This is a genomic window from Mesorhizobium sp. M0563 (assembly GCF_040321065.1).
Lineage (GTDB): Bacteria > Pseudomonadota > Alphaproteobacteria > Rhizobiales > Rhizobiaceae > Mesorhizobium.
Genome location: NZ_JAMYQV010000006.1, coordinates 50,852 through 63,693, shown reverse-complemented (window position 1 = coordinate 63,693; position 12,842 = coordinate 50,852). Strand labels below are relative to the sequence as shown.

At 63.6% G+C, this 12,842-nt stretch carries 11 protein-coding genes and 1 pseudogene; 4 read left to right on the top strand and 8 right to left on the bottom strand.

Going from position 1 to position 12,842, the window contains the following annotated elements:
* Positions 1-67: 67 nt before the first annotated feature.
* The 4 genes from NKI50_RS10490 to puuE all read right to left on the bottom strand — a co-directional run bounded on the left by NKI50_RS10490 (position 68) and on the right by puuE (position 3,506).
* Positions 68-661, bottom strand: a complete 594-nt coding sequence (locus NKI50_RS10490) for a nucleoside deaminase (protein WP_023718083.1) — start codon at positions 659-661, stop codon at positions 68-70.
* Complete coding sequence (locus NKI50_RS10485) at positions 661-1,164, bottom strand: ureidoglycolate lyase (RefSeq protein WP_023718082.1); 504 nt, start codon at positions 1,162-1,164, stop codon at positions 661-663. Before NKI50_RS10485 ends, NKI50_RS10490 begins: the two co-directional genes overlap by 1 nt.
* A complete protein-coding gene (locus tag NKI50_RS10480) occupies positions 1,161-2,009 on the bottom strand; it encodes a bifunctional allantoicase/(S)-ureidoglycine aminohydrolase (protein ID WP_023718081.1) in 849 nt (282 codons plus the stop codon). The genes NKI50_RS10485 and NKI50_RS10480 overlap by 4 nt, the downstream gene beginning before the upstream one ends.
* 63 nt (positions 2,010-2,072) lie before the next feature.
* Positions 2,073-3,506, bottom strand: a complete 1,434-nt coding sequence (gene puuE, locus NKI50_RS10475) for an allantoinase PuuE (RefSeq protein ID WP_352716454.1) — start codon at positions 3,504-3,506, stop codon at positions 2,073-2,075.
* A gap of 173 nt (positions 3,507-3,679) precedes the next feature.
* Between puuE and uraH the strand changes: the two genes are divergently transcribed.
* The 4 genes from uraH to xdhC all read left to right on the top strand — a co-directional run bounded on the left by uraH (position 3,680) and on the right by xdhC (position 8,913).
* Entirely contained in the window at positions 3,680-4,054 is a 375-nt protein-coding gene (gene uraH, locus NKI50_RS10470; RefSeq protein WP_352614350.1) for a hydroxyisourate hydrolase, read from the top strand.
* 1 nt (position 4,055) lies between these two features.
* A complete protein-coding gene (gene xdhA, locus NKI50_RS10465; RefSeq protein ID WP_352716452.1) occupies positions 4,056-5,537 on the top strand; it encodes a xanthine dehydrogenase small subunit in 1,482 nt (493 codons plus the stop codon).
* Positions 5,537-7,888 (top strand): xanthine dehydrogenase molybdopterin binding subunit, encoded by a 2,352-nt coding sequence (gene xdhB, locus NKI50_RS10460; protein ID WP_352716571.1) that lies wholly within the window; start codon positions 5,537-5,539, stop codon positions 7,886-7,888. The genes xdhA and xdhB overlap by 1 nt, the downstream gene beginning before the upstream one ends.
* A gap of 62 nt (positions 7,889-7,950) precedes the next feature.
* On the top strand, positions 7,951-8,913 hold the full coding sequence (gene xdhC / locus NKI50_RS10455) for a xanthine dehydrogenase accessory protein XdhC (RefSeq protein ID WP_352716569.1): 963 nt from the start codon (positions 7,951-7,953) through the stop codon (positions 8,911-8,913).
* Between the two features lie 9 nt (positions 8,914-8,922).
* Here the strand turns inward: xdhC and dps are convergent, their stop codons facing one another.
* From dps to NKI50_RS10435, 4 genes and pseudogenes are all read right to left on the bottom strand, one after another.
* Positions 8,923-9,411 carry a DNA starvation/stationary phase protection protein Dps gene (gene dps, locus NKI50_RS10450; protein ID WP_023718076.1) on the bottom strand — a complete coding sequence of 163 codons (489 nt, stop codon included), beginning with the start codon at positions 9,409-9,411 and terminating at the stop codon, positions 8,923-8,925.
* 144 nt (positions 9,412-9,555) lie between these two features.
* Positions 9,556-10,808 (bottom strand): annotated as a pseudogene (locus NKI50_RS10445) (LLM class flavin-dependent oxidoreductase).
* Complete coding sequence (locus NKI50_RS10440; RefSeq protein WP_352716450.1) at positions 10,805-11,812, bottom strand: LLM class flavin-dependent oxidoreductase; 1,008 nt, start codon at positions 11,810-11,812, stop codon at positions 10,805-10,807. Before NKI50_RS10440 ends, NKI50_RS10445 begins: the two are co-directional and overlap by 4 nt.
* A gap of 76 nt (positions 11,813-11,888) precedes the next feature.
* Positions 11,889-12,809 (bottom strand): LysR family transcriptional regulator, encoded by a 921-nt coding sequence (locus NKI50_RS10435; protein WP_023718073.1) that lies wholly within the window; start codon positions 12,807-12,809, stop codon positions 11,889-11,891.
* Positions 12,810-12,842: the final 33 nt, after the last annotated feature.

The window sequence follows — 12,842 nt, the reverse complement described above, 5'->3', positions numbered from 1 at the left end:
CGCCAGATGATGGAGTCCGCAGGATGTCGTCGTGGGCCAGCCAACGAATTCGGCTGGTCAATCCGCGTCAATTCAACGGGATGTCGTTTTCGGCCTTGCTCGCCTGGTAAGCGCCGGACAGTTCGTCGTAGATTGCAGAGATGGCGCTGATCCGCGCCTCCAGCCGCTCGCGCTCAGGCCCCGACAGCGATCGTACCAGTCTGCGGATCGAAAAGCTCTTCCAATAGGCATTCTCGGCATTGTAGCCGCCGGGATCGAGGGTGAAGACCTCTTTCAGGATCTTCAAATCGTGCGGGATAGCGAAACTGTCGCGCGAATCCTCGTGGCTGAACAGATAGTAGAAATTGTCGAAGCCGGTCCAGGTGATCGCCGACAGGCAGAGCGAGCAAGGTTCGTGCGTGGCGAGAAAGATGGCATCCGCGGTGTCGACGCGCTCGGCCTTCGGCATTTCGTAGAAGCGCTTCAGGCAATGCACCTCGCCGTGCCACAGCGGGTTTTCCGTCTCATTGTTGGTTTCGGCAAGCACCAGCGAGCTGTCGTCCTTGCGCAGGATCGCCGCGCCGAACAACTTGTTGCCATGCGCGACACCCTTCGCCGTCTTCGGCACGATGTCGTGCTCTATGACGTCGAGCAGGCGGTCGATCAGCGAAATGTCAGCCATCACCGGCTCCCATCGGGAAGATGAATCTCATAAGCGTGCGAGAAGTGGCACTCTTCGAGGTTGGAGCCGTCGCCGCCCCGGTCGACGACCAGGAAGTCCTGGGGCTCGCCGATCGGCGTCAGCACGCCGTGCCACAAATTGCGCGGATAGTTGACGCCTTGCCCGGGCGCGGTGATGAACGCATGCGGCTCGCCCGGGCCTTCCTCGCCGTCATGGCAGACGATGACCAGGAACGGCCGTGGTGACAGCGGAATGAAGGCCTGGCTGCCAAACGGATGGCGCTCGACCATGGTAAGCTTCAACGGCAGCTCATAGGGCGTGCCACGCACCATCGAGATCAGCACGTGCGCATTCGGCCCTCGTGCTTCAGCGGTGGCGAGATCGTGATAGCGCTCGGCCTTGCCGCCATTGATCGGATAATGGTTGTCGCCGCCCATATCGATGACGTCGCCGAATTCGGCGAAATTCTCGCGGGTCAGCGGCCGCGCGACGATGCGGATCACCGCGCGCGACCCTCGATGCCCACACCGCCGAGCTTGGCGTGGCGGTTCACGTCCTTGTAGAGGAGGTAGCGGAATTTGCCTGGCCCGCCGGCATAACAAGCCTGCGGGCAGAAGGCGCGCAGCCACATATAGTCGCCGGCCTCGACTTCGACCCAGTCCTGGTTGAGACGGTAGACCGCCTTGCCCTCCAGCACATAAAGCCCGTGCTCCATGACATGCGTCTCGGCGAAGGGAATGACCGCGCCCGGCTCGAGCGTCACGATGGTGACATGCATGTCGTGGCGGATGTCTTCAGGATCGACGAAGCGCGTTGTTGCCCAGCGGCCTTCGGTACCTGGCATCGGCGTCGGTACGATATCCTGTTCGTTGGCGAAGAACGCTTGCGGCAGCTCGATGCCGTCGACCGCATCGTAAGCCTTTCGGATCCAGTGGAAGCGGACGGCAGCGCCGCTTTCGTTGCGCACCGTCCACCCGCTCGCTGGCGGCAGAAACGCGAACCCGCCCGGCCTGAGCACATGCTTCTTTCCGGCTAGCGACACGCTCAGCTCGCCTTCAACCACGAATATCGCGCCCTCGGCATCATCATCCGGTTCTGGCCGGTCGCTGCCGCCGCCGGGCGCGAGCTCGACGATGTATTGCGAAAACGTCTCGGCAAAACCCGACAGCGGCCGCGACAGCACCCAGACCCGTGTCCCATCCCAGAACGGCAAGGCGCTGGTGACGATGTCCTGCATCACGCCTTTGGGGATTACGGCATAGGCCTGTGTGAACACGGCGCGTCCGGTCAGCAATTCACTCTGGCCGGGATGTCCGCCCTGCGGCGCATAATAGGTTCGCTCGGCCATTTTCATCATATCCATAAATTCAAGCCTGTTGCGGAAGCCAGGGCCCATCGCGGCAGCCAAAGCCTATTGTGGAAGCATGTCCTTGAGACGAAGCAGCGCGATGCGCTCGACCTGTCTGCAGGCGGTTTCGAATTCGACATCGCGGCTGTTGCCGATACGCGTTTCGAACTCGGCCAGGATGTCCTCCTTGGTCTTGCCCTTCACCGCAATGATGAACGGGAAACCGAAACCGGTGACGTAGGCGGCATTGAGCTTTGCGAACAGCTCGCGCTCGTTGTCGGTCAGCGCGTCTAGCCCGGCCGAAGCCTGTTCCCTGGAGGATTCCGCGGTTAGCCGCTTGGCCTGCGCCAGTTTTCCGGCAAGGTCGGGGTGGGCATTGAGCACGGAAAGCCGCTCGGCCTCGCTGGCCGCGCGAAAGACGCGGCAGAGCGCGTTGTGCAGGCCGCCGGCACTGTCATGCGCCGGGCCGAGTTCCAACTCGTAGGCGCGCTCGGCAATCCACGGCGAATGTTCGAAGACGCCGCCGAATGCGTGGACGAAGGCCTCGAATTCCATTTTCGACGGGCGCAATGCCGGCAACCGGAACGGATGCGTCTCCTGCCAATGTTTTGCAATGTCGATGCGCCGTGCCAGCCAGACCTTGTCGTGTGATTTGACGTAGTCGATGAAGCGCTTCAGTGCCGCGACCCGGCCCGGCCGCCCAACGAGGCGGCAGTGCAGGCCGATATTCATCATGCGCGGCCGCCCTGCCTTGCCCTCGGCATAGAGCGTGTCGAAACTATCCCTGAGATAGGCAAAGAACTGGTCGCCGGAGTTGAAGCCCTGCGGCGTGGCAAAGCGCATGTCGTTGGCGTCGAGCGTATAGGGGATGACCAGCTGCGGCTTCGCCGACCCGTTCGGTGTCACATGCTCGAACCAGTAGGGCAGTTCGTCGTCATAGGTGTCCGACACATAGTCGAAGCCGCCCTCTTCCGCCGCCAGCCGCACCGTGTTGATCGAGGTGCGGCCGGTGTACCAGCCGGTCGGCCGCGCGCCTGTGACCTCATAATGCAGCCGGATCGCCGCTTCCATGTCGCGGCGCTCGTCTTCTGGCGCATGGTCGCGGTAGTCGATCCATTTCAGCCCGTGCGAGGCGATCTCCCAGCCGGCCTCCTGCATCGCCGCAACCTGATCGGGCGAACGCGCCAGGGCCGTGGCGACGCCGTAGCAGGTGACCGGCACTTGCGCCGCGCTGAACAGGCGCAGCAATCGCCAGAAGCCGGAACGGGCGCCGTATTCGTAGATCGATTCCATGTTCCAGTGGCGCTGGCCGGGCCAGGGCGCGGCGCCGACGATCTCCGACAGGAAAGCCTCCGAAGCCTTGTCGCCGTGGAGGACGCAATTCTCGCCGCCCTCTTCGTAATTGACGACGAACTGCACCGCGACATGCGCCCCGCCGGGCCATTTCGGATCCGGCGGATTGGCTCCATAGCCCCGCATGTCTCGTTCGTAACGCATTCTCGCTCCTGCCGGAAATTGTGATCAGGATAGTCGAAAGGAGTGCCTGCGCATTCCCCCGAAATTTTTGAAAGTGTTTTTGTCGCGCTCCGCTCGACCGGGACTTATGCATCGCCTTTAATTGGCGCACAATTCATGAATAGTGTTCGACTGTGCAGGGAATGGAGCAGCCAGTGGCGGAAACGTCGAAAGCCGAAGGCGGGCGCCTGACGACCCACGTCCTCGACACTGCGGCCGGCAAACCGGCGGCCGGTCTGTCGATCGAGTTCTATCATCTTGACGGTCAGGCCCGGACGCATCTGAAAACGGTCGTCACCAATGATGACGGCCGTTGCGATGCTCCGCTGCTTGCCGGCGCGGAATTCCGTACCGGCGAATACGAGCTGGTCTTTGCGGCTGGCGATTATCTGCGCCGGCAAGGGACAAAACTGCCGGAACCGGCCTTCCTCGACCATGTGCCGATCCGCTTCGGTATGGCCGAGCCGGTGCACTATCATGTGCCGCTGCTTCTGTCCCCGTACGGCTATTCGACTTACCGGGGAAGCTGAGATGGCCGGGATCAAGACACGCAACGAAATCCGGTTCATCCTCAATGGCGAGGACGTCGCGCTCAGCACGGTTGCACCCGACCAGACCCTGCTCGATTGGCTGCGGCTCGACCGCTCGCTGCGCGGCACCAAGGAGGGTTGCGCCGAGGGCGACTGTGGCGCTTGCACGGTGCTGGTCGGCAGGCTCTCCGGTGGAACACTGGTCTATGAAAGCGTCAATGCCTGCATCCGCTTCCTTGGCTCGCTAGACGGCACGCATGTCGTTACCGTCGAGCATCTGCGCGGCGACGCAGGAAAACTGCATCCCGTGCAGCAGGCGATGGTCGATTTCCACGGCTCGCAATGCGGCTTCTGCACACCGGGTTTCGTCATGTCGCTTTATGCTCTGTGGATGCGGACGCCGGAGCCGTCGGACGCCGCCATCGAAAAGGCGCTGCAAGGCAATCTCTGCCGCTGCACCGGCTACGAGGCGATCATGCGCGCCGCACGTGCCATCTCCAGCTACAGCCCGGCGGCAAAGGATCCGCTGGCGGCGGAGCGCAAGTCAGTCACGGCTAAGCTCGAAGCGATGAAGGACGGTTCGCGCATCGAGATCGGCTCCGGCAGCATGCGGCTGATCGTGCCGGCCAATGCCGACGATCTGGCCGGCGTACTCGTCAAGGAGCCGGGCGCCACTATCGTCGCGGGTTCGACCGATGTCGGCCTTTGGGTGACCAAGCACATGCGCGATATTGCGCCGGCGGTTTTCATCGGCAATCTCGATGGTCTGTGCGGGATTTCCGAGGACAAGGGCGTCGTCTCGATCGGCGCCGGTGTCACCTATAGCGAAGCCTTCTCGACGCTGGCGAAACGCATCCCGGCGCTCGGCCCGCTGTTCGACCGCATCGGCGGCGATCAGGTGCGCAACATGGGCACCATCGGCGGCAATATCGCCAACGGTTCGCCGATCGGCGACACGCCGCCGCCGCTGATCGCACTCGGTGCCCGCCTGACGCTGCGCCGCGGCAACAAGCGTCGAACGATCCCGCTCGAGGAGTTTTTCATCGCCTATGGCAAGCAGGACCGGCAGCCCGGCGAATTCGTCGAGGCCGCACATGTTCCGGTGCCAGGTAGCGAGACGAAATTTGCCGTCTACAAGATCACCAAGCGCCGCGACGAAGACATCACAGCAGCGCTAGGCGCGTTTTTCCTGAAGCTCGCCGAGCATGGCACGGTGGCGGATGTGCGCATCGCCTATGGCGGCATGGCGGCAACGCCGAAGCGAGCCTTTGGCGTCGAAAAGGCATTGCTTGGCAAGCCCTGGACGGAAGCGACGGTCGAGGCGGCGATGGCCGCGTATGCCGACGATTTCACGCCGCTGACCGACATGCGGGCAAGCGCCGAATACCGGGCGCTGGCGGCGCGCAACCTGCTGCTGCGCTTCTTTGCCGAAACCACCGGTACCCGGGCGCCGATCCAGGTATCACGGCACGAGGCGGCATGATGAACAAGCACGCCACCCCCAACCTGAAGGCGCAAAAAATCGCCGGCGGCGTCGCCACCGACCAGCGCCATGATTCCGCGCACAAGCATGTCAGTGGCACGGCCGTCTATATCGACGACATGCCGGAACCGGCCGGCACGCTGCACGGCTGCCTTGGGCTTTCGACGGCGACGCATGCCACCATCACCAGCATGGACCTGTCGGCGGTGCGCGCGGCACCCGGCGTCATCGACGTGCTGACGGCGAGCGACGTGCCAGGCGAGAACGACATTTCGCCGACCGGCCGTCACGACGAGCCGGTGCTGGCCGACGGCAAGGTGCAATTCTTTGGCCAACCGATCTTCTGCGTCATTGCCGAAACCCGCGAGCAGGCGCGCCGTGCAACGAGGCTGGCCAAGGTCGAATACAAGGAATTGCCGTTCGTCGCCGATGTCGGTGAGCTCGATCCCCGGAAAGATAAGCTGGTCACGCCGCCGCTGACGCTGAAGCGCGGTGATGCAGCGGCTGCGATCAATGCGGCGCCGCGCCGGCTCAAGGGAAAAATGCGCATAGGCGGCCAGGAGCATTTCTATCTCGAAGGTCATATCGCCTTGGCCATCCCCGGCGAGGACCACGACGTGACCATCTATTCCTCGACCCAGCACCCGAGCGAAATCCAGCACATGGTCAGCCATGCGCTGGGTGTGCCGAGCCATGCGGTGACGGTGGAAATCCGCCGGATGGGCGGCGCTTTCGGCGGTAAGGAAACGCAAGGCAATCAGTTTGCGGCATTGGCCGCTATCGCCGCGAAGAAACATCATCGGGCCGTGAAAATCCGGCCCGACCGCGACGACGACATGATCGCCACCGGCAAACGCCACGATTTCCTCGTCGACTACGAGGTCGGCTTCGACGACCAGGGCAATATTCTGGGCGTAGATTTCATGTTCGCGGCGCGCTGCGGCTTCTCGGCCGACCTCTCCGGCCCGGTCACTGACCGCGCGCTGTTCCATTGTGACAACACCTATTTCTGGCCGGCGGTGCACGCGCAATCGGCGCCGCTCTACACCAACACGGTATCGAACACTGCCTTTCGCGGCTTCGGCGGCCCGCAAGGCATGGTCGGCGCCGAGCGCGTCATCGACGAAGTCGCGTTTGCCGTCGGCAAGGACCCGCTCGAAATCCGCAAGAAGAATTTCTACGGCACCAGCGACCGCAACATCACGCCCTATCACCAGACGGTCGAGGACAACATCATCCACCGCATCGTCGCCGAGCTGGAGGCGAGTTCCGACTATGCGAGGCGCCGCCGCACCATCGATGCTTTCAATGCCAACAGCCGCTTCATCAAGCGCGGACTGGCGCTGACGCCAGTCAAGTTCGGCATCTCGTTCACCGCCACCCACTACAACCAGGCCGGCGCGCTGGTGCATGTCTATACCGACGGTTCGGTGCATCTGAACCACGGCGGCACCGAGATGGGGCAGGGCCTCTATGTCAAGGTGGCGCAGGTCGTGGCGGAAGAGTTCCAGATCGACCTCGATCAGGTCAAGATCACCGCGACGACGACCGGCAAGGTGCCGAACACCTCGGCCACCGCCGCGTCTTCCGGCTCCGATCTCAACGGCATGGCGGCGCAGAATGCCGCCCGCCAGATCAAGGACCGGTTGATCAATTTCGCCGTCGAGAGATACCAGGTGCCGCGCGACCAGGTGCTGTTCTTGCCCAACCGCGTGCGCATCGGAAACCAGGAGATCGCCTTCGCCGATCTCGTCAGGCAGGCCTATATGGCGCGCATCCAGCTTTCGGCGGCGGGTTTCTACAAGACGCCGAAAATCCATTGGGACCGCGACAAGGGCGAGGGCCATCCCTTCTACTATTTCGCCTATGGCGCCGCGTGCTCGGAAGTCTCGGTCGATACGCTGACCGGCGAATATGTCGTCGAGCGCACCGACATCCTGCACGAAACCGGCCGCTCGCTGAACCGCGCCATCGACCTCGGCCAGATCGAGGGCGGCTTCATCCAGGGCATGGGCTGGCTGACGACGGAGGAACTGTGGTGGGACGACAAGGGGCGGCTGCGCACCCATGCGCCATCGACCTACAAGATCCCGCTCGCGTCGGACCGGCCGAAGATTTTTAATGTGACTTTGGCCGACTGGGCGCAAGCAGGCGAGCCGACGGTGCACCGCTCCAAGGCGGTCGGCGAGCCGCCCTTTCCGCTCGCAATGTCGGTGCTGCATGCGCTGTCGGACGCAGTTGCGAGCGTTGCCAGCCACAAGATCTGCCCGCGCCTCGACCCGCCGGCCACGCCGGAGCGGGTGCTGATGGCGATCGAACGGCTGAAGCGAGAAGCCAGGACCGGCACTTGAATCCCGGAAAACGTGCAATTCAGGCCGAAAAACTCTATATTTCCCAACAGGGAACGCGAATGATGAACGCGAAAATGCAGAGCCTGAAAGCCCTTCTTGCCGGTGCCTGCCGGGTCGCCTTGGTTGAGGTGGCCGGGACAAAAGGCTCGACGCCGCGCGAGAGGGGTGCCTTCATGCTCGTCTCAGGATCGGCCACTTTCGGCACGATCGGCGGCGGCCAGCTCGAATATATGGCGATCGACAAAGCGCGGCAGATGCTTGGTCGATCGGCCTCAGGTTCTGGCGAATCTGTCGAGGCTGGCGCCGCCCCTCATCCGCCTGCCGGCCCCTTCTCCCCGTATAGTTACGGGGAGAAGGGGGCTGGCCGCAACGCTGTCGCGACGCTCGACGTCGCGCTCGGCCCGGAGATCGGGCAGTGCTGCGGCGGCAGGGTCGAGGTGCTGATCCGGCTGGTTGACGCCGCGCTTGAGGCCAAGTTGGTCGCGGCGGCGGAAGCCGAGGAGGCGCAGCTGCCGCATGTCTACATCTTCGGCGGCGGCCATGTCGGCCATGCGTTGGCCTCGGCGGTGGCTTTGCTGCCGGTGCATGTCGTCATTGCCGAGACGCGAGCCGGAGCGCTGGAGGGCATGCCAGACACGGTCGAAACCTGTTTGACGCCGATGCCTGAGGCGATGGTGCGCGAAGCCCCGGCTGGATCCGCCTTCGTCGTCCTTACCCATGACCACGCGCTGGATTTCCTGATCGTCGCCGAGGCGCTGAAACGCCGGGATGCCGCCTATGTCGGCATGATAGGCTCCAGAACCAAGAAGGCGACGTTTCGGAACTGGTTCCTTAAGTCGGCGGACGGAAGCGAGGCGGAATTTGACCGCCTCGTCTCGCCGATCGGCGGCGATGCCGTCAAGGACAAGCGCCCGCAAGTGATCGCCGCACTCGCCGCAGCCGAGATCATGACGGCGTTGGCCGCCCACGCGATAGAACCGGCAGCTCCGTCCAAAGCACGTCGTGGCAAGGCGATGGCGGGCTGACGTTTCCTTCTATTCCTGTTCCTGCGTGTGTGCCTCGAGGAACCACAGCAATTTGTCGAGCGAGCGTGAATAGGCGGTGAAGATGTCGGCGGTGTCGGCGTCGCCCGCTCCCGCCGCTTCGTCGATCGCCGCGCGTGCCCGCTTGGCGGTCGCGGCATAGCGGTCGATCAGCGCCGCCAGATGATCTCGGGTCTTGTGGATGTCGGTCGGATAGGCCTCGAGCATAGTCGCCTTCGACACCTCCTGCGACGTGCCGAGCGCCGTGCCGCCGAGCTGTACGGCGCGCTCGGCAATGGTGTCGACATGTCCGTCGATCTCCTCGCGGAACGTGTCGAGCATCTCATGGATGGCGATGAATTGCGGCCCCTTGACGTTCCAGTGCGCCTGCTTGGTGATCAAGGCCAGATCTATGGCGTCGGCGAGGCGGGCGTTGAGAAGATCGATACACTCTTTCTTGGCATTGGATTGCAGGTCGTTGCGGGTGGCGATGGCATCCATGATCGGCTCCTGTGGCGGTTGCGTCCGCGTGGTTTGAAGAGGGCGAAGGTTGTGGAAGGTCAATCGAACATGCGCGCAGACGCCCTCATCGCCGCGGCACAGCATCCCAAAACGGCGATCTCCGACTTTCGTTCCGCTCGTCGTTTACGCTGGCCTTTTCAAGCCCAGATGGTCGCGCAGCGTGCTGCCGTCATAATCCGTACGGAACAGACCGCGCCGCTGCAGCTCCGGCACGACAAGCGTGGCAAAGGCATCGAGTTCGCCGGGAAAATAGGATGGCATCAGGTTGAAACCGTCTGCCGCGCCGCCCTCGAAGCGTGCTGCGAGCTGGTCGGCGATCTGGGCCGGAGTTCCGACGACGCGCCAATGGCCGCGCGCGCCGGCGAAATGACGGGCAAGCTGGCGAATGGACAGGTTGTCGCGGCGCGATTGCTCGATGACGAGCGCCTGCCGGCTCTGCATGCCTTCGCTGGCCGGCAGCTGCGGCAGCGGTCCGTCGATGGGATAGCGCGAGAGATCGGATATGCTGAGATAGCTGGAAAGCAGCGCAACGCCGACATCGTCCGGTATCAGCTCCTGCAGTTCATCATGTTTGCCCGGGCTTCCGCTTCGCTTGCCGCGACGACCGGCGCCACCCCAGGCATGATCTTGAGGTCGTCCGGCTTGCGCCCATAGGCAGCCAGCCGTCCCTTGAGGTCGTCGTAGAAGGCCTTCGCTTCCTCGAATGTCTGCGCCGCCGTAAAGACCACGTCGGCGGTCCGGGCGGCGAGGTCACGACCCTCGTCCGACGCTCCCGCTTGCACCATGACCGGTGCACCTTGTGGCGAGCGCGGCAGATCGAGCGGGTCACGCACCGAAAAACTTCTGCCTTCGTGTCCACCCTGGCCTCGCCAAAGGCCGGCAACCACGGCAGCGAATTCGCGCGCCCGCCCGTAACGGTCCGCATGCGGGCGCAGACCGGTCGAGCCGAAATTGGCGGCCTCGATCTGGCTGGCCGAAGTGACAAGGTTCCAGCCGGCACGCCCGCCGCTCAGATGGTCGAGCGACAGGAAGGTCCGCGCCAGCCCGTAAGGCTCGTTGTAACTCGTCGATGCCGTGGAGACGAGGCCGATGCGCTCCGTCTGCACCGCGAGCGCCGCAAGCAGGCTGATCGGCTCGAAGCCAATCGAGCGCGACGTTTGGCTGGCGATGTCGACATTGGCCTCGCGCACACCGGCGGCGTCCTCGCAGAAGATCATGTCGAACTTCGCCGCTTCCGCCGTCCGCGCCAGCTGGATGTAATGATCGATGTCGATGCCAGCCGTGACATGCGCCTGCGGATGGCGCCAGGCGGCGATGTGGTGGCCTGTCGCCCATAGGAAGGCGCCGAGCTTCATCTGGCCTCGACCGGCGCTCATTGCCGATCCTCCCCTGCAAGCCCGAGATGGGCCCGCAGTGTCGCCGCGCTGTAGCCGGACCGGACAAGGCCGCGGCGGCGAAGCTCCGGCAGCACGAGACCGATGAAATCGTCGAGCGCCGACGTGAGCGGCACGGCGATGTTGAAACCGTCGCAGGCTTTCGAGCGAAAGCACTCTTCGAGCCTATCCGCAAACATATCCGGCATGGCGGCCATCTCGCCATCCGTGACAACATTCATCAGCACCTTCAGCCCCTCCGGCCTGCGCCCGAAGGCAAGCGCACGGCGCTTCAGATCGTCAGCCCAGTCGATCGATCGCTGGTCTAGCAGGACAACATCGGCGGTGCGGGCGGCGATATCCATGTCGGGCTCGGACAGGCCCGACATGACCAGCACCGGCGTGTCCTGCGGCGACCGCGCCACGTTGAGCGGCCCGCGCACAGAAAAATATTCGCCCCTGTGGTCGAGAAGGTGCATCTTCTCGGGATCGAAGAAGCGGCCGCCACTTTTGTCGAACAGAAGCGCGTCTGCGTCCCAGCCTTTCCACAAGCCTTGCACGATGCCGACGAATTCCTCGGCGCGCAGGCGGAATGCGTCGCCGGAAAACCCTTCCGGTCGGCTGAAATTGGCCGCCTCGCGCGGGTCGGGCATCATGCTGGCGTTCCAGCCGGCGCGGCCATGGCTGATAATGTCGAGCGAAGCGAAACGGCGCGCGAGATTATAGGGCTGGTGGGCGACCATTGACGCCGCGGCGATGAGACCGATCTTGCTTGTCACCGTCGCCAGCGCTGCCAGCAAGGTCGTTGCTTCGAAGCGCATTTGCCGGTTCGGTCCGCCTGCAACCGGCGCGGAATCGGCGAGCAACACCATATCCAGGCCGGCCGCTTCGGCTTTTTGCACGGACCGCGTCAGCAGACTGAAATCCGGAACGACGTCGGACGGAGAGGAGGGAGCAGTTTCCGGAGCTAGTGAAACGGCTAGATGCATTGTGGCGCCGCTGGCCATCGGTCTTCCCTGGTGAGTGAGATTCCATAAGAAATATCTTCGCCGGCTGGACGGAAAGCAACCGGCCAGCCGGCGATCATTTGCCGGCCAGAATATCCCTGATCAGCCGCTGGCAGCGCTCGGCCATGAAGTCGAGCAGCAGCCGCACCTTCGGATCCTGCAGCTTCTTATGCGGGTAGACGGCGGCGAATTGCACCGGCGTCGGCGGCGTTTTGCTCAGGATCACCTTCAGCCGCTGGTCGCGGATAAACGGCTCGACCTCGAAGCGCGGCTTGTTGATGATGCCGCGGCCGGACAGCGCCCAGCCGGTCAGCACGTCGCCGTCATCGGTATCGTAGGGGCCGTGCACTTCGAACTTTTGCGGCCCGTTCCGCGTCTGCAGGGTCCAGACATATTCGCGCGCGCCGGAATAGCGCAGCATCAGGCAATCGTGCTTCTTGCCGATCAACTCGCTCGGCTCGCTCGGCTCGCCGCGCGCCTCCAGATATTGCGGAGCCGCCACCAGCACTCGCTCGCAGTCCATGATGCCGCGCATCCTGAGGCTGGAATCCTCGATGATGCCCAGCCGGAACGCAACGTCGATGCCTTCCTTCATGATATCGACATTGTGGTCGGAAAGCCGGAGCCGCACCTCGATATCTGGGTATCTGTCGTGGAAATCCGGGATGCCGGATGCCACCAGTCTCCGCCCGAGGCCGAGCGGCGCTGTCACCTTTATGGTGCCGCGCGGCTGGCCGGATAACGCGCTGACCGCAGCTTCGGCCTCGGTGACCGCCTCGAGCACCTGCTTGGCGCCGGAATAGAACACCGTGCCGTGCTCGGTCGGCATCAACTGCCGCGTCGTGCGGTTGAACAGCCTGACACCGAGATGCTTCTCGAGCTCCTTGATCCGGTTGGAAGCGACCGCCGGCGAAATGCGCATGTCGCGCCCAGCCGCCGACAAATTGCCGAGTTCGACGACGCGAACAAAAACGGCGATGTTATCGAGATAGGCCATGCGGCTTTCGGGGCTCTCATGTGGCTGCGTATG

Bases quoted from the DNA above. Each gene is read 5' to 3' on its own strand.
- NKI50_RS10490 (WP_023718083.1), bottom strand. From the start codon at position 661: ATGGCTGACATTTCGCTGATCGACCGCCTGCTCGACGTCATAGAGCAC.
- NKI50_RS10480 (WP_023718081.1), bottom strand. From the start codon at position 2,009: ATGGCCGAGCGAACCTATTATGCGCCGCAGGGCGGACATCCCGGCCAG.
- puuE (WP_352716454.1), bottom strand. From the start codon at position 3,506: ATGCGTTACGAACGAGACATGCGGGGCTATGGAGCCAATCCGCCGGAT.
- xdhA (WP_352716452.1), top strand. From the start codon at position 4,056: ATGGCCGGGATCAAGACACGCAACGAAATCCGGTTCATCCTCAATGGC.
- xdhB (WP_352716571.1), top strand. From the start codon at position 5,537: ATGAACAAGCACGCCACCCCCAACCTGAAGGCGCAAAAAATCGCCGGC.
- xdhC (WP_352716569.1), top strand. From the start codon at position 7,951: ATGAACGCGAAAATGCAGAGCCTGAAAGCCCTTCTTGCCGGTGCCTGC.
- dps (WP_023718076.1), bottom strand. From the start codon at position 9,411: ATGGATGCCATCGCCACCCGCAACGACCTGCAATCCAATGCCAAGAAA.
- NKI50_RS10440 (WP_352716450.1), bottom strand. From the start codon at position 11,812: ATGGCCAGCGGCGCCACAATGCATCTAGCCGTTTCACTAGCTCCGGAA.
- NKI50_RS10435 (WP_023718073.1), bottom strand. From the start codon at position 12,809: ATGGCCTATCTCGATAACATCGCCGTTTTTGTTCGCGTCGTCGAACTC.